Origin of the sequence: Paraburkholderia sp. MPAMCS5 (assembly GCF_036016995.1) — a bacterium.
In the GTDB taxonomy this organism is placed as follows: domain Bacteria; phylum Pseudomonadota; class Gammaproteobacteria; order Burkholderiales; family Burkholderiaceae; genus Paraburkholderia.
This window is the reverse complement of sequence record NZ_JAYXBK010000022.1, coordinates 1-15,578: the sequence shown is the minus strand read 5'-3', so window position 1 is coordinate 15,578 and position 15,578 is coordinate 1. Positions and strand designations below refer to the sequence as shown.

The window sequence follows — 15,578 nt, the reverse complement described above, 5'->3', positions numbered from 1 at the left end:
ATTGTGCGAGCGCCGGTCGACGCCAACGGTCATGCGCCGTTGGCCGCGAATCACGAGAGGGCTGTGCTGTTGTTGTAGTCGTAACTGTGCCGAAACATTGCTAGCGAATACTTCCGATAGAGAAGCTCATGGCGACGCGTAGCGCAGAATGGCGGAAATCTTCTGGCTATGTACCGGACGATCCGCTGCGGGGTTGGCTAGGCTCGTCGTTGCCTCCCTTCGGGGACAGGCAACGGCGGCTCGCCGTCTGAATGGAAGCGCGGAAAATAAGCTGCCCGAGCAGCATCCCGCGGCGTCAATTGCGCGGCGTCAGGTTGTTAGCAACGCCGCGAGCAGGACCAGACTGGCCATCTACGGGGTTGACACATGCACCACCATATTTTCGAAAGCGAACTCGTTCATCTTGAACGCGTCATCGCATGGGCGTCGGAAAAACCGTTTCCGCCGACTTACTGGCGCGACCGCGTCGAGCACCTGAAAAAGGCGCCGCAAGCGCCGATGTTCAGCAATCGCCTCAGCCGGTTATGCCGGCTCATCGCCGAACTGAAGGAATAACGCCGGCCTTCGATTCAGTCGTCAATGCTTGGTTGCGCGCGTGTCCGGTGCCTTGCCGGACAGAAGCAGCACGACCGTCGTGAGGCAAAACACGGCGCCTCCATAGAACGTGGCAGCGGCGCCTATCCGGTCCCAGAGTTCGCCGGCAATCACGCTCGAAAGCAGCGTGACGGCGCCGCTCAGCAGATTGAAAAAGCCGAACGCCGTGCCGCGCAGATCCGCCGGCGCGGTATGAGACACCATGGTCGCCAGCAGGCCCTGCGTCATGCCCATGTGCAATCCCCACAACGCGACGCCCGCCAGCACGATGCTCCAGTGGCTGCCTTGCGCGAGAACGACGTCCGCGCCGATCAGCACGACGAGGCCCGCAATCAGCAGTTTCGTGTGATTCATGGTGTCGGCGAGTTTGCCGAACGGATACGCCGACAGCGAATACACGACGTTCATCGCCACCATGACGAGCGGCACCAGCGCGACGGGAACGCCGCTGCCCATGGCGCGGAGCACGAGAAACGCTTCGCTGAAGCGGGCCAGCGCGAACACGGCGCCGATCGCGGCCACCCACCAGTAATGAGCGCCGAGCTTCTTCAGATTGTCGAGCGTCACGGGATTCACCCGCTTCGCGCCGGGCTCGCGCGGTGGCTCGTGAATGCCGAGCGTCAACAGCGAGACCGCCAGCAAACCGGGTATCACGGCAAGCCAGAACGCGAGCCGGAAGTTATCCGCCGAGAACGCCATGATGATCACCGCCAATAACGGCCCCAGCATCGCGCCGACGGTATCGAGCGACTGGCGCAACCCGAACGCGGCGCCGCGTAGATGGGCAGGCGTCACGTCGGCCACGAGCGCGTCGCGCGGCGCGCCGCGAATGCCCTTGCCCACTCTGTCGATGATGCGCGCGCTAACCACCACACCGACGCTCGGCGCAAGGGCGAAGAGCGGCTTGCTGAGCGCGCCCAATCCATAGCCCGCCACCGCGAGCCATTTCCGGTTTCCCAGGTAGTCGCTGAGCGCGCCGGAGAAAACCTTGACCATGGGCGCGGTCGCTTCCGCAATGCCTTCGATCACACCGATGGTCGCCGCGCTCGCGCCGAGACCGACCATCAGAAACATGGGCAGCAGGCTATGGATGATCTCCGACGAGATGTCCATGAAAAGGCTGACGCAACCCAGCACCCAGACGCTTCGCGGAATGCTCGCGAGAACGCCGATTCGAGTTCTCGCCCGCATGACGCTTACTCCTCACACTTCACGTCGCGCTTTTGCACCGCGATCATCACCGGATAAGTGCCGTGATCGAGTTCCACACGCGCAACCACGGTCATCAACACGCTGTCGATCTCGTCGTACACGCTGACCTTTTCACGCCGCAGACTCGTGATGCCGGTGCATGCCGTCGCGCGCCCTTCGTCGGAAACGCGGCATTGAATCGGGTTGTCAGCCAGGTAGCGATACTGGTCGCGCGGCGGCGTGGCGAGGTATTCGCGCACGCTCTGCTCCGATCCGCCGACGCCGGTCACCTGGCCAATCGCGCAGTCCAGCTTGGGGGTATCGGCGTTAGCGGACGTTTGGGCGTTCGCGGCCGTGCTCGCGGCCACGGCCGCCGCGAGAGTCAGTGCAAGGAGGTATCGCATGGCGCAATTCACGTTTGTCGAATCGAAGTGCTGAATTGTAAAGGCACCTCGCTTGAACCGGTCATGAATGCGCCACGCCTGCCGTCAATGCAGAATGTCCTGAATCCGGTAATACGCGCCGACGAGCGGCAGCATCCACTTGCGCGCCGCGTGCGCGGGCACCGGCGACCAGGGCAGCGCGCGCCACGGGTTGGCCTCGGCGGAAGAACCGGACATCAGGTCGGCCATCACGCGGCCCATATGCGTGGACATCTGCACGCCATGCCCGCTGTAGCCCATGGAATAGTAGAGCCCGTCATGCTGTCCGGCGCGCGGCAGCCGGTCCACGGTGATGTCGACAAGGCCGCCCCAGCAGTAGTCGATCCGCGTGGCGGCAAGCTCGGGGAAGTACTTCGCGAGGTTGGCCTGCAACACGTGCCCGCTCTTCGCGTCAGACTGCGGATCGGACATCGCGAAGCGGGCGCGGCCGCCCCACAGCAGCCGGTCATCGGGCGTCACGCGAAAATAATTGCCGATGTTCAGCGACGTCACATAGTTGCGCCGATGCGGAAAAAGCGCGTCCAGTTGCGCTTTGGCCAGCGGCTCCGTAACCACGATAAAGCTGCCGACAGGCGCCATGCGTTGCTGGAACCATTGCAGCGGCCCTTGCCGCGAAGGCCCCGTTGCCACCAGAACGTTTTGCGCGCGGATCACACCGCGCGCGCACGTGATTTCGTAGCCGCCATTCATGCGTTTGATCTGCGTGACGGCTGCGTTTTCGAAGACGCGCGCGCCATAACGCGACGCCGCCTGCGCAAGGCCCACGCCGAACTTGCCCATGTGCATCTGCGCGCAGTTGCGTTGCAGCAGTCCGCCATGAAAACCATCGGAGCCAACCTCGCTGCGCATGCGCGCCGGCTCGATTAGTTCGATATCCTGATCGACTTCGCGATACAGCACGTCATGAGTGCGCGCCAGTTTCTCGAAGTGCTTCGGCTTCGCCGCCAGCTTGAGCTTGCCGGTGCGCATGAAATCGCAGTCGAGCCGATGTCGCGTCACGATCGATTCGACCGTCTGCACCGCGCTTTCATACGCGCGATAAAACGCGCGAGCCTGTTCGAGTCCGACGCTCGCCGCGAGTGAAGCGAAATCCTGCGCGACGCCCGTGTTGCATTGCCCGCCATTGCGCCCCGACGCCTGGCCCGCGATCCGCCCGGCTTCGAGCACCGTAACCGAAACGCCGCGCGTGGCGAGTTCCAATGCGGCCGACAAACCCGTAAAGCCGCCTCCAATCACGACAACATCGCTGCGCCCCTCCACGGGACCTTCGACGCCGTCCTTGAACTGAGGCGCAGTGTCCAGCCAGTACGAATCAAGCTTCATTGCATTTTTGATTGAAAGCCATGACACAAGCCGGCCGCATCATCGCGGCCGGCAACCGGATTCATCGGCGTGCGAGCCGCTTTGTCAGGCAGACCACCACGCGTATTCGGCAAACGAGAAGCCCATCATCCCGCCGGTCGGAATCGAGCCGAGACCCTTCAGGCGCTTGTCGTTGGCGTCGAGCAGACTGATGAACGTCGGAATGCCGATACCGCCTTCGTCCGCGACCAGCGCCTGCATTTCGCCGTACATCTGCTTGCGCTTCGCGTCGTCAGTTTCCGCGCGCGCGGCCACCAGCAGTTGATCGAACTTCGGGTCCTTCCACGCCGACTCGTTCCATGGCGCATCGGATTTGAAGAACTGCGTGAACAGCACGTCCGCGCTCGGGCGCGGGTTGATGCTGCCGAAACCGAGCGGATGCTTCATCCAGTGATTCGACCAGTAGCCGTCGCCGGGCACGCGATTCACCTGCACGTTGACGCCGATTTTCGCGGCCGTCTGCTGGATCAGCTGCGCCATTTCGATGGAGCCGTTCGCGTCCGTGGTGGCGTAGATGGGCGGCAACGCCGTGCCGATCGCGCCCGCCTTCTGCATATAAAACTTGGCTTTGTCGAGGTCGAACTTGCGTTGCGGCAGCGACGCGTTGAAGTAACGGTGTCCGGGCGGAATCGGCTGGTCGTTGCCGACCACCGCATAACCGAGGAACACCGCCGAACGGATCTGATCGCGATCGAACAGGTACTTCATGCCCTTCACGAAATCCGGGTTGCCCGTGAGCGTGTTGTCACGGCGCATGATCAGGTCGGTGTAAAGACCCGACTTGGTTTCCTTGATCTCGTAGCCGGGCGTCGACGCAATCCGTTTCGTCGCGCGCGGATCGACCGAATTGATGAGGTGCACGTCGCCGGCAAGCAGCGCGCTCACGCGCGCGGCGTTGTCGCTGATGCTGATCAGCTCGACCTGATCCAGATACGGCTGGCCGGACTTCCAGTAGTTGTCGTTGCGCACGCCGACCGTGCCCGCGCCCGGCTTGAAGCTCTTCAGCTTGTACGGACCCGTGCCGATCGCCGAGTTGAAGTTGGTCGTGCCGTCCTTCACGATGACCAGTTGCGGCGTCGCGAGAATCACAGGCAGGTCGGCGTTCGGCACTGCGAGCGTCAACGTCACTTCGTTCGGCCCGCTCGCCGTCACGCTGGCGAACTGGTCGGCGAGCGTCTTCACGCGCGAGGCCGTTTTCGGGTCCTTGTGACGCGTCAGCGAATAGACCACATCGGCGGGTTTCAGCGGCTTGCCGTCGTGAAAGGTCACGCCCTGGCGCAACTTGATGATCCACGTCTTGGCGTCCGTGCTGGTTACCGATTCGGCGATGTTCATGCGCGGCGAGAGGCTTTCGTCGAGCTGCGTGAGGCCGCTATAGAACATGAAGAAGCGAATGTAGTCGCTGCCGGTCGATCCCGCGGCGGGATCGAGCGTATCGGAGACGGAACCCGCGTCGTAAGCCACGCGAATACTGCCGCCCTTCTTCGGCACTTCGGCGGCCAGCGCGCCCGGCGCGGCCGTGAGCAGTCCTGCGCCGGCGACCATCATGCCGGTTCCGGCCAACAAGCGCATCATGTCGCGGCGGCTGATGCCGCGGTTATAGATTTCGTCGTTCACGTCAATTGGCTCCGCGGAAGTAAGTGATCTAAACAACGTATGTACGCGACGAGAAGATTTCCGTGTCTCGTTAGCAGAATCGTATGCCTGCAGAAAACGCGCGGAACGCCGACAAAAAAACGTAGACGGCATAATCAAGCTGTTCTTTCGCTGCTAACGCGTCAATTTGCATGGTCGCCGGCTTTGCATCCCGAACACGCCGCCAGTGCCGCGCGTCAGGCGCTAACGGGCGTTTGTGCTTCGAGCAGTTGCGGGTAGCGTTGCAGAACTTCGTCATACAGTTGCGCGATCACGTCCGCGCCCGGCGTCAACGTGCCGGCTGCCTCTCTTGCGTCCAATGCGTCGAAGATCTTGTGCTTCAGGAAGTGCCGCCACACGACCGGCGCGCGCACGAGAATGCCCGTCAACACGTCATAGCGCTCGCGAGTCCATTTCGCTTCGTACGCGTTGCGCTCCGCGCCATAGTCGAAGTGACTTGCCGGACGCTGCTGCGCCGCGCTTTTCGCGGCCTCGCGCAAGCGCGCGGTGGCATCCGCATCGATCGCGCCGTCGGCGAGCACCACACCATAGAGATCGCGCGCCTGATCGATGGAAAGATAGCCGCGCCGGATGTCTTCCAGCACCTTCTGCGTATCGCGTTCGTAAGGATGACCATACCCGCCGCCGCCACATCCTTCCAGACGGATCACGTCGCCTGGTCCGCACATCACGAGGTCGGTCACGCCGAGGTTCTCCTCGGCTTCGGTGTCCGGGTTACGGGTAAACCGCGATACGGCGCCCGCCTTTCCGCCCAGCACGCCCCACGAAGCGAAGCGCGAACGATCGCGATTGCGCGCGGTGACGAGGGTGCCGGGCGAGAACACGCGGAACTCCATCACGGTGCCGAGTCCGCCGCGATATTTGCCTGCGCCCGCGCTGCCAGGCACGACGCCATAGCGTGTGATGCGAATCGGCACTTCCGCTTCGTTGATTTCGACGGGCGTATTGCGCAGGAACGCAACGTTCGCACCGGACGCGTCCGATCCGTCCGCCGACGCCATGCCGCCCGCGCCGCCGCCCACCGGTCCAATCGACGCGATCACCGTGCGGCCGTTGCGATCCACCGTCTTCACGTTGAGGATCGACATGCCGCCCGCCGGACACGCGGGCAAGCGCTCGGGGCACACCATCGAGAACGCGCCGAACGTGACGTACTGCGCGACCTTCGCAGTCAGGCTGCGCATGCCGACCGCGGCGGGCGGCACGCAGTTCATGATCGTACCTTCCGGCATGATGCAACGCGCCACCTTCAGCATGCCCGCGTTGAGCAGCAAGTCGGGATTGAGCGAATACAGCACATAGTTGAGGCCGACGAGCGCGAGCACATGCCGCTCCTTGCCGCCCGTCGGCATATTCAGCGACGAATTCAACTGCGGGTCGCTGCCGGTAAAGTCGAACACGAGCGAGCCGTCTTTCACGGTCAACGTCAGCGCGACACGCAGCGGTTTGCCGTTGACCGAATCTTCGTCGGCGTATTCGGCGAAAAAGTATTCGCCCTCGGGCATGCTTCGCACGATCGTTCGCGCCTGCTCTTCCGAATAGTCGAGCAGCGCGTCCATGCCGGCGCGAAACTGTTCGATGCCAAAGCGCTCGATGATCTCCAGCACGCGCCGCTCGCCGGTCATGAGCATTGCGATCTGCGCCTTCAAGTCGCCGCGATTCTGCTCGGCCGCGCGCACGTTGATCGCCATGTGTTCGAGCAAGGTCTCATCGAGCACGCCCGCGCGGACGATCTTGGTCGGCGCGAACCGGATACCTTCCTGATAGATCTCGGTGAGCGTGCGCGACAGCGACGCCGGCACTGCGCCGCCCATGTCGGTGTTGTGAATGTGGCCGCCGACATAGCAGACGATCTCGCCTTCGAAAAACACCGGCTTCCACATCATGACGTCGGGCGTATGAGTGGCGACGTAGCCGCTATACGCGTCGTTGGTCATGCAGATGTCGCCCGGTTCGTAGTGATCGATCATGTCGATCACCGCGCCGAAATCGAGGCCAGGATACCAGGTCGCGCCGAGCGTTTTCGGCGACGCGAACGTGAGGCCGCGCGTGTTCATCAGCGTGCAGGAGAAGTCTTCGGTTTCCTTCACGAATGCGGAATGCGCGGTGCGTACGAGCGTGTACGCCATGCTTTCGGCGGCCGCGACGCAGTAGTTCGCGAAGATCTGAAGGACGGATTTATCGAATGTCATGGTGCGTTTTCCAAGGTCGGCCAATCAGACGGCTTCGAGAAAGAGGTTGCCGTATTCGTCCACGCGTCCGTCGAAACCCGGCAGCACGCAGGTCGTGGTGTCGTCCTGCGCGACGATCGCGGGGCCCGTGAAGCGGTGTCCGGCGAGCAATGCGGCGCGCCGGTAAAGCGGCACGCGGCGCCAGCTTCCATCGAGATAGACATCGATCTCCGACTCGACGCGCGGCGCGCCCTCGCCCACCGCGATCTGCGGCAGTTCGGGTTTCGGCGTGGGCGCGGTGATGACGAGGCGCAGCGCGACCACCTGAATCGGCGACTTCTCGTCGCTGTGTCCGAAGAGCCGCGCATGTTCGCGGTGAAACGCCTGCGCGATTGCTCCGATATCGCCGCTGGTGATCGCCTCGGCCGCAAGCGGCGTGTCGATTTCGAACGATTGCCCGCGATAGCGCATATCGGCCGACACGACAATGTCGGCGCTGGCATCCGTGCCGGTCTCGCGAGTCACCCAGGCGCGCGCGTCGGCTTCGAGCTGCGCGAGGTCCTGCGCGAGCAAGCCGAGCGATGCGCGATCGAGCGGATAATACGTCGTCCGAACGAAATCGTTCTTGGTGTCTGCGATCAGGCCGCCCAGCGCGCTGAGCACGCCAGGCGTCGTGGGAATCAGCAGATTGCGCACGTTCAACGCGCGCGCGAGAAAGCAGCCGAGCATCGGGCCCGCTCCGCCGAACGGCATCAGCGCGAACGTGCGCGGGTCGATGCCGAAGCGCGAACTGAGGCGGCTCACACCTGCATACATGCCCGAAATCGACACCTCGACGATAGCCGCCGCGGTTTGATAAACGTCGAGACCGAGACGCCGCGCGAGCGGGTCGATGGCTCGGCGCGACGCGTCCACGTCCACCTTCACCGCGTTGTAGCCGAGCGCGGCGCTGCCGAGCACGCCGATCACCGCGAACGCGTCGGTGATGGTCGGGCGTGTGCCGCCGCGTCCATAGCACACCGGGCCGGGGCTCGATCCCGCGCTTTCGGGGCCGACCTTGAGCACGCCGAACTCGTCCACCCATGCAATCGAGCCGCCGCCGTCGCCGACCGACGACACCGACACCGACGGAATATGAATCTGGAATTCGCCGATGTATTCGCCGGTCGCGTACTGCGGTTTGCCGTCCACGATCAGCGCGATATCCGCGGTCGTGCCGCCAATGTCGAGACTCATGCAGTCCTTGACCTTGCACAGCTTCGCGAGATACGCGGCGCCGATCACACCAGACGCCGTGCCGGATAAAATCATCTGCACGCAATTCTGTTTGCCGTGCTCGGCGCTCATCACGCCGCCGTTCGACTTCGTGACCTTGAGGTCCGCGTTGACACCGCTTTCGGCGAGCGCCGCCTGCAACTGCGTCAGATAGTTCGACACGCGCGGCTGCACGTAACCGCCAATCGTCGCCGTCACCGTTCGTTCGTATTCGCGGATGATCGGCCAGACTTCGTGCGAGCACGACACGAAAAAGCCCGGCATCGCCGCCTCGATCATCGCCTTCACCTGCTGCTCGTGCGCCGGGTTGCGATACGAGTGCAGCAGCGATATCACGACGCCCTCGCAGCCCGCTGTCTGCAGGCCGCGCACGGCATCGAGCACACTCGCTTGGTCAACCGGTGTTTCTTCCGCGCCGTCCGCGCCAAGACGCTCGACCACGCCGAATACGCGGTCGCGCGGAATGAGCGGCGCGGGCCGGCTCGACATCAGGTGATACATGTCAGGGATTTTCAAACGCGCGATGTCGAGCACGTCCTCGAAATTGCGCGTGGTGATGAGCGCGAGTTTCAACCCGCGGCGCTGCACCACCGCATTCACGCCGACGGTCGTGCCGTGCGTGAAATAGGTCACTTCGTGTGGCTCGATGCCGTAGCGCTCGCGCAATCCGTCGACGCCCGCGAGCACTTCGCTACCGGGGCTGTCCGGCCGCGAAAACACTTTCAGCGTGCGAATGGTGCGGGTGGTTTCGTCCAGCACCGCGAAATCGGTGAACGAGCCACCAATATCGACTCCGATTCTCAAACCCATGGTCGTGTCCCTGCCTGTCTCAAGTAATATGCGTGCCGGCGCTGCTGCCGGGTTCAAGCGTGCTGCTTGCGTTTATCGATTACGTCGCGAATCTGGTAGTAGCTGCCGAGCGCGGGCATGAACCACGGCTTGCCGCTGTACAGCGGATGCGTGACCATCGGCGTGCCGTAGGCGCTGGTTTCAGGCGCCTTTCCTTCGACGATCAATCGCGCGACCTTGTAGCCGAGGTACGTCATCATCACCACCCCGCTGCCGTTGCAGCCGAGCGCGTAGTACAGGCCGTCCGCCGTGCGGCCGAGATGCGGGAGAAAGTCGAGCGTGAGCGCCACGGTTCCGCCCCAGCTGTAGGCCACCTTGACGTCGGCCATCTGCGGAAAGCGCTCGACCATCTGTGCATGCAAAATCGCAGCCGACTGCCGGCGATCGAGGTTGTAAAAGCGCGCGCGGCCGCCGAACATCAGACGCTTGCCATCTGGCGAATAGCGGTAGTAGTTGACGACACGGCGCGTCTCCGAAATGCCGCGACGCCTGGGTATCAGCGAGCGCTGCAAGTCAGCCGGCAATTCTTCCGTCGCGATCTGATGCGACACGACCGGCACCACCCGGCGTTGCAGGTCGGGCATCGACGCGCCGGTGTAGCCGTTCGTGCAGATCACCACGTGGCGAGCGACGAGCGCGCCGCGCGAAGTCTCGATGCCGTATTGCGCGCCGACGCGCGCGATGCTCTTGACCGGAGCGTGGCTGCATACCGTGACGCCTGCACGGCGCGCGGCGGCGAGCAGACCGGCGAACATGAGCGACGGATGAACCTGGCCTGCGCGTTCGAGCAGAACGCCGCCCGCGTAGATGTCGCTCGCGAGTTCGCCGCGCAGTTCTTCGCGCGAGAGAATTCGTGCGCCGGCGCGCGCATAAGTGTTCAGATTGACAATGCGTTTGCGCCACGCCTCCATGTGCGCGTCGGTCCACATCGCGTTGATGCGGCCTGCCTTCACATAACTGCACTCGATGCCGTTGTCGCGCAGAATGCTTTCGAATATCTCGTATGACACGGACGCCTCGGTCAACAGCGTGCGCTGACGTTCTTCGGATACCGAACTATCCAGCTTCTTGCCAGACGGCGCCTTCCCGACATTCACGCCGCCCGACACCTGTCCGCCGCTCAGCGTGCTCGCGCCGATGCCCGGCACATCGGCTTCGAGCACGGCGACCTGCACGCCCTGCTTCGCGAGTTCGAGCGCGCAGGACAAGCCCGCGTAGCCGGCGCCGACGATTGCCACGTCCACTTCGCGCGGCAGTTCCGACATCAACGGATCATGAGGACGCCAGTCTTTCCACCAGTACGGTGTGTCGGTGAAATCAGACGAGAACACTGGATTGCGCGTGGACACGATTGAGTCCCTGGTTGGTTGGACAGCCGCTCTCGCCGGTCAGGCGAGGGCGCGAAAAAAAAGCACGGCGAAAAGCACGGCGAAATGCACGGCGAAATGCACGGCGGTCATGACGCGAGTAAGCCCGCGCTTGCGTCGTGCAACGCGTCGCGCGTGATCGCCACGATTTCGTCGATGTCGCTCCGCGTGGCGACGAGCGGCGGCGCGAATCCAACGATGTCGTGCGTGCCGAGCGCACGCACGATCAGCCCGCGCGCCAACGCCGCCTGCGCAACGCGCTGACTCGCCTTCAGCGCCGCTGGAAACGCGCGGCGCTCCGTTTTGTCGGCCATCAATTCGAGCGCGGCGAGCATGCCCACGCCTCTGACATTGCCGACGAGCGGATGCGCGTCGAACTCTTCATGCAAGCGCGCCTGCAAATAAGCGCCGACCTCGGCCGCGTGGCGCACCAGTTGCTCGCGCTGGATGATGTCGAGATTCGTCAGCGCCGCAGCCGCGCATACCGGATGCCCCGAGTAGGTCCAGCCGTGATTCATCGCGCCCTGCTCGCGCGAGCCGCGCTCGATCACATCCCACACGCGCTCGCTGACGATCACCGCGGACAACGGCAAGTAGCCGCTCGTCAGTCCTTTCGCGACCGACATCAAATCGGGTTCGAGGCCGTAGTGCTCGCTGCCCGTGCGCGAACCGAGACGGCCGAAGCCGCACACCACTTCGTCGACGGCAAACAGAATGTCGTGACGCTTGAGCACGGCTTGGATCGCGGGCCAATAACCGGCCGGCGGCGGCACGATGCCGCCCGAGCCCATCACCGGTTCGCCGAAAAAGGCGGCGATGGTGTCGGCGCCTTCACGCGCGATCAGTTGTTCGAGTTGCTCGACGCACGCCGCGACAAATTCCGCTTCGCTCGCGCCAGGCCGCGAATCGCGATAGAAGTCGGGGCTGGCCGTGTGCAGCACTTGCGGCAAGGGCAGATCGAAGCCCGCGTGGAATTTCGGCTGCCCCGTGAGGCTGCCGGTTGCGATGCCCGAGCCGTGATAGCTGCGTTGCCGCGCGATGATCTTCTTCTTGCGCGGCCTGCCAAGCACGTTGTTGTAGTACCAGACGAGTTTGACTTGCGTCTCGTTGGCATCCGAGCCCGACATGCCGTAGTAGACCTTCTTCATGCCGGGCGGCGCCCACTCCTCGATCAGGCGCCGCGACAACTCGACAGCGGGGTCGTTCGAAAAACCCGCATACGTGTGATAGAACGAGAGGTTTCGTGTCTGCGCCGCGATCGCGTCGGCCATTTCCTCGCGTCCGTAGCCGATGTTCACGCAATAGAGTCCCGCGAACGCGTCGATGTACGAGCGGCCCGCGTGGTCCTCGATGCGAAGGCCCTTCGCGCGCGTCATCAGGCGTGCATCCAGTTCGCCGGACGCGTGATCGGACGCATGCGTGCCGGGATGCATCAGATGCCGCCGGTCGGTTTCGAGTGTGATCTCGCCTTGCGTGCGAGCGGCAGGGTTCATCACGGTGTCGATGAAGTTCATGGTGTCTGTGTCGCCGAGATAGATGCCGGGGTGTCCCATTGCGGATGCCATGCCGCTTTGCTCACGCGGCCGTCGGCGCGGGCCAGCGCGCCGATGCGCGCCATCGAATCGGCATCCAGCTCGAAATCGGATACCGCGAGGTTCTCGCCGATCCGAACCGGGTTCGACGATTTGGGAATGGCCGCCACGCCGGGTTGCTGCATCAACCAGCGCAAGATGATCTGGGCCGGCTGGCGCGCATGCTCGCGCGCGATCTCCGCGATGACCGGATCGGCGAGCAGCTTGCCGCTGCCCAGCGGCGTGTGCGCAATCATCGCGATGCCGTGGCGCCGGCAGGCGTCGAGCACTTTGGTCTGATCGAGATACGGGTGGTACTCGCATTGATTGGCGACGAGCGGCACCGAGGCGAGCGCGACCGCGCGATCGAGCAGCGCCACCGGAAAGTTCGATACGCCGATGTGCTGCGTGAGTCCACGGCGCTGCGCGTCGCATAACGCGCCGATGGTTTCTTCCAGCGGCACTTCGGCATTGGGCCAATGCACCAGCAACAGATCGACGTGATCCAGCCCGAGCCGCGCGACACTCGCCTCGGCGGCATGCTTGAAATCGGCGGCGCGCAATTCGGTATGCCAGACCTTGGTCGTGACGAACACCTCGTCGCGCGGCAGACCGCTCGCGGCCAGCGCCTGGCCGACTGCCTGTTCGTTCTCGTAGCGCGCAGCCGTGTCGATGTGCCGATAGCCCGCTGCGAGCGCCGCGCGCACGGCCCGCACGCCTTCGTCATGAGTGGACTGCCAGGTACCGAGGCCGATCCGCGGAATGCGTGCGCCGTGCGCTTCGATTACCGGCAAAGCGGCGAGCGGCTGAAATGAGTCTCCCATTGCCCTAGTCATTCCCCAGTGCTTTTCAACGCGAAGAAGGTGTGCCACAATACGGCACGGCGTTCCAAATCCAGCGCATGAAAAGTAACACGCGCTTTTTTGCGTTGCAAGCGCGGCGTGCGCGCGTGCGTGAGCTGTCGCCATCTTTCATGGGAGACGTGCATGAAAAGCTTGTTGAAGAGCCTGGAAATTCTTGAGGCGGTGTCGCAGAACCAGCCGGTCAGCGTCGGCGTGCTCGCACGGTTGCTCGACATGCCGAAGTCCAGCGTGCAGCGCGTTCTATTGACGTTTCACGAGGCCGGCTGGCTGCGTCAGACGAGCGGCGACCTCACGCGCTGGGAAGTGGGTCCGCGCATTCTCGGCGTGCGGCCCGCGGCGCTGCGCGGCGGCGCGCTCTACGCGGCCGCACGCGAGCCGATGCGCGAACTGCGCGACCTGACCAATGAGACCGTTCACCTGTCGGTGCCGGACAGCACGAAGTCGATGGTGTTGATCGACCGCGCAGATTGCACGCAAACCGTGCGCACGTTCAGCCCGATCGGCGACCTCAGCCCGTTTCACGCCACGGCCACGGGGCTCGCCGTGCTGGCGCACATGAAAGAGCGCGATGTGGAGGAAATCCTGAGCCGCGACCTCGCGAAATTCAGCGAGGCGACACCGTGCGATCCCGCTGAAATACGGCTCGAACTGGAGCGCATCCGGCAACGCGGCTATTCGGTGAATCTCTCGCAGTATCGCCATGCGGTCTGCGCGATCGGCGCGCCGATCATCGATTCAGACGGCGCGCCGGCGGCGAGCATCTGCATCTCCATGCCGGAATCCCGCTATGACCCGGCGCGTCTCGAAGAATGGGGCAACGCCGTGGCGAAGGCGGCAGCGGCGATCAGCGTGTAGCGCCGGGCGGCGACACGGACAGGCGCGTCTCATCACGCGCGAACCGTCGTTGCACGCTGACGCAATCGAGTAGATGTGTTGCTAAAAAAGACCGTGGCGCTGAGCGGACCTTGCACCGGATTGCCCGCTGCAATCGATTACGTCAACGCCACCGCCTTCGCGAGGAAATTCGCCGTCTTGGCCGGCGCTTCCTCGATACGCGATGCCAGCACCAGGCGAATCGAAATCGCGTTGCCGAGCACGTCGGTATAAGCGACGCCTTCCACCTGGATCTGACACACGGAAGCGGGCACGAGCGAAACACCGAATTCCGCCGCGACCAGATTCACCACGGACGAAAGCTGAGGCGCCTGCTGTCCGGCAATCGGCTCGAAGCCGGCCTCGCGGCATGCTCCGACAATGACGTCGTGCAACGTGGGGCTCGCCTCGCGCGGCAGCATGACGAACGGATCGTCCGCCAATGCGGACAGTGCGATCTTGCGTTTCTTCGCGAGTCGATGCGTGGCCGGCAGCACGATTTTCATCGGCTCGATCGCAATGTGATGGAACTGCACGCCGGCCGGCGACTGGCTGCCGAGACGAACGAAGGCAACGTCCACACGCCCGTCGCCGAGATAGGCGAGCAGTTGCGCCGTATTGCCTTCGGCCAGCGTGAGAGTGACATTCGGATAAGCCTGCCGGTATGAGCGGATCAGCTTCGACACAACCGGATTGAAGGCGGCCGAGCCCGTAAAGCCGATGTTGAGCTGCCCGACCTCGCCCCGCCCCGCGCTTTGCGCCTTTTCGACAGCAAGGCGCGTGTCGTGCAGGATGCGCTTGGCGTCGCTCGCGAATGCCTCGCCGGCCTCCGTCAACACGACGCCATGGCCTGTGCGGCGAAACAGCCGCACGCCGATTTCGTCTTCGAGGGCGTGGATCTGCTGACTCAGCGGCGGCTGGCCAATGCCCAGTCTTTCGGCCGCGCGCGTGACGTTGCGCTCTTCGGCAACCGCGAGAAAGTAGCGAATATGGCGCAGTTCCATCTGATATTCGAAAAAAACTATTTCAGGAAGACGCGATAGATATTGGACAGTATATCAGCGGTGCGACAAAATATCGCCATCGCGCAGTCCGCGTCCTTATAAGTCTTCCCGCAATACACGGGCCATTCACCGTTACACGATGCATGGCGGGACGAGTCGCGCCAATCAGGGCGCGCGGCGGTGTGCGCCGTTGTGTTTATCTAATGAAGTGAAGGGGTCTACTGTGGCTGACACATTAAAAAAACCGAGGCCGGAATTCCGGAACATCGGTATCGGGCAGATATTGACGGCGTATCGCCTTCCGCTCGCGGGACGCGTGTCGATTCTTCACCGCGTGAGCGGAGCCCTGCTGTTCGTAT

13 protein-coding genes are annotated in these 15,578 nt (G+C 63.5%); 3 read left to right on the top strand and 10 right to left on the bottom strand.

Annotation, left to right across the window (positions count from 1 at the left end; all coding sequences use genetic code 11):
- Positions 1-366: 366 nt before the first annotated feature.
- Positions 367-555, top strand: a complete 189-nt coding sequence (locus VOM14_RS29240; protein WP_327632204.1) for a hypothetical protein — start codon at positions 367-369, stop codon at positions 553-555.
- Between the two features lie 21 nt (positions 556-576).
- Here the strand turns inward: VOM14_RS29240 and VOM14_RS29235 are convergent, their stop codons facing one another.
- The 9 genes from VOM14_RS29235 to VOM14_RS29195 form a co-directional block, all read right to left on the bottom strand.
- A complete protein-coding gene (locus VOM14_RS29235; RefSeq protein ID WP_327632203.1) occupies positions 577-1,785 on the bottom strand; it encodes an MFS transporter in 1,209 nt (402 codons plus the stop codon).
- A gap of 5 nt (positions 1,786-1,790) precedes the next feature.
- Positions 1,791-2,189, bottom strand: coding sequence for a hypothetical protein (locus VOM14_RS29230; protein ID WP_327632202.1), 399 nt, complete (start codon positions 2,187-2,189; stop codon positions 1,791-1,793).
- Between the two features lie 84 nt (positions 2,190-2,273).
- Positions 2,274-3,551, bottom strand: a complete 1,278-nt coding sequence (locus VOM14_RS29225; protein ID WP_327632201.1) for an NAD(P)/FAD-dependent oxidoreductase — start codon at positions 3,549-3,551, stop codon at positions 2,274-2,276.
- Between the two features lie 84 nt (positions 3,552-3,635).
- Positions 3,636-5,165 (bottom strand): ABC transporter substrate-binding protein, encoded by a 1,530-nt coding sequence (locus VOM14_RS29220; RefSeq protein ID WP_442955602.1) that lies wholly within the window; start codon positions 5,163-5,165, stop codon positions 3,636-3,638.
- A gap of 257 nt (positions 5,166-5,422) precedes the next feature.
- Entirely contained in the window at positions 5,423-7,438 is a 2,016-nt protein-coding gene (locus VOM14_RS29215) for a hydantoinase B/oxoprolinase family protein (protein ID WP_327632199.1), read from the bottom strand.
- 24 nt (positions 7,439-7,462) lie between these two features.
- Positions 7,463-9,502 carry a hydantoinase/oxoprolinase family protein gene (locus VOM14_RS29210; protein ID WP_327632198.1) on the bottom strand — a complete coding sequence of 680 codons (2,040 nt, stop codon included), beginning with the start codon at positions 9,500-9,502 and terminating at the stop codon, positions 7,463-7,465.
- Between the two features lie 53 nt (positions 9,503-9,555).
- Positions 9,556-10,890, bottom strand: coding sequence for an NAD(P)/FAD-dependent oxidoreductase (locus tag VOM14_RS29205; protein WP_327632197.1), 1,335 nt, complete (start codon positions 10,888-10,890; stop codon positions 9,556-9,558).
- A gap of 107 nt (positions 10,891-10,997) precedes the next feature.
- Positions 10,998-12,422 (bottom strand): aminotransferase, encoded by a 1,425-nt coding sequence (locus VOM14_RS29200; RefSeq protein ID WP_442955601.1) that lies wholly within the window; start codon positions 12,420-12,422, stop codon positions 10,998-11,000.
- Positions 12,419-13,303, bottom strand: coding sequence for an aldo/keto reductase (locus tag VOM14_RS29195; protein WP_327632196.1), 885 nt, complete (start codon positions 13,301-13,303; stop codon positions 12,419-12,421). Before VOM14_RS29195 ends, VOM14_RS29200 begins: the two co-directional genes overlap by 4 nt.
- Positions 13,304-13,465: 162 nt before the next feature.
- Here VOM14_RS29195 and VOM14_RS29190 point away from each other — a divergent pair, with 162 nt between their 5' ends.
- Positions 13,466-14,197, top strand: coding sequence for an IclR family transcriptional regulator (locus tag VOM14_RS29190; protein ID WP_327632195.1), 732 nt, complete (start codon positions 13,466-13,468; stop codon positions 14,195-14,197).
- A gap of 137 nt (positions 14,198-14,334) precedes the next feature.
- Here VOM14_RS29190 and VOM14_RS29185 read toward each other — a convergent pair whose 3' ends face one another.
- On the bottom strand, positions 14,335-15,219 hold the full coding sequence (locus tag VOM14_RS29185; protein ID WP_327632194.1) for a LysR family transcriptional regulator: 885 nt from the start codon (positions 15,217-15,219) through the stop codon (positions 14,335-14,337).
- Positions 15,220-15,442: 223 nt separating this feature from the next.
- Between VOM14_RS29185 and VOM14_RS29180 the strand changes: the two genes are divergently transcribed.
- Positions 15,443-15,578: succinate dehydrogenase, cytochrome b556 subunit (locus VOM14_RS29180; protein WP_442955600.1), on the top strand; the 136-nt coding region annotated here is incomplete at its 3' end.

Bases quoted from the DNA above. Each gene is read 5' to 3' on its own strand.
- VOM14_RS29240 (WP_327632204.1), top strand. From the start codon at position 367: ATGCACCACCATATTTTCGAAAGCGAACTCGTTCATCTTGAACGCGTC.
- VOM14_RS29235 (WP_327632203.1), bottom strand. From the start codon at position 1,785: ATGCGGGCGAGAACTCGAATCGGCGTTCTCGCGAGCATTCCGCGAAGC.
- VOM14_RS29230 (WP_327632202.1), bottom strand. From the start codon at position 2,189: ATGCGATACCTCCTTGCACTGACTCTCGCGGCGGCCGTGGCCGCGAGC.
- VOM14_RS29225 (WP_327632201.1), bottom strand. From the start codon at position 3,551: ATGAAGCTTGATTCGTACTGGCTGGACACTGCGCCTCAGTTCAAGGAC.
- VOM14_RS29220 (WP_442955602.1), bottom strand. From the start codon at position 5,165: ATGATGCGCTTGTTGGCCGGAACCGGCATGATGGTCGCCGGCGCAGGA.
- VOM14_RS29215 (WP_327632199.1), bottom strand. From the start codon at position 7,438: ATGACATTCGATAAATCCGTCCTTCAGATCTTCGCGAACTACTGCGTC.
- VOM14_RS29210 (WP_327632198.1), bottom strand. From the start codon at position 9,502: ATGGGTTTGAGAATCGGAGTCGATATTGGTGGCTCGTTCACCGATTTC.
- VOM14_RS29200 (WP_442955601.1), bottom strand. From the start codon at position 12,422: ATGAACTTCATCGACACCGTGATGAACCCTGCCGCTCGCACGCAAGGC.
- VOM14_RS29195 (WP_327632196.1), bottom strand. From the start codon at position 13,303: ATGGGAGACTCATTTCAGCCGCTCGCCGCTTTGCCGGTAATCGAAGCG.
- VOM14_RS29190 (WP_327632195.1), top strand. From the start codon at position 13,466: ATGAAAAGCTTGTTGAAGAGCCTGGAAATTCTTGAGGCGGTGTCGCAG.
- VOM14_RS29185 (WP_327632194.1), bottom strand. From the start codon at position 15,219: ATGGAACTGCGCCATATTCGCTACTTTCTCGCGGTTGCCGAAGAGCGC.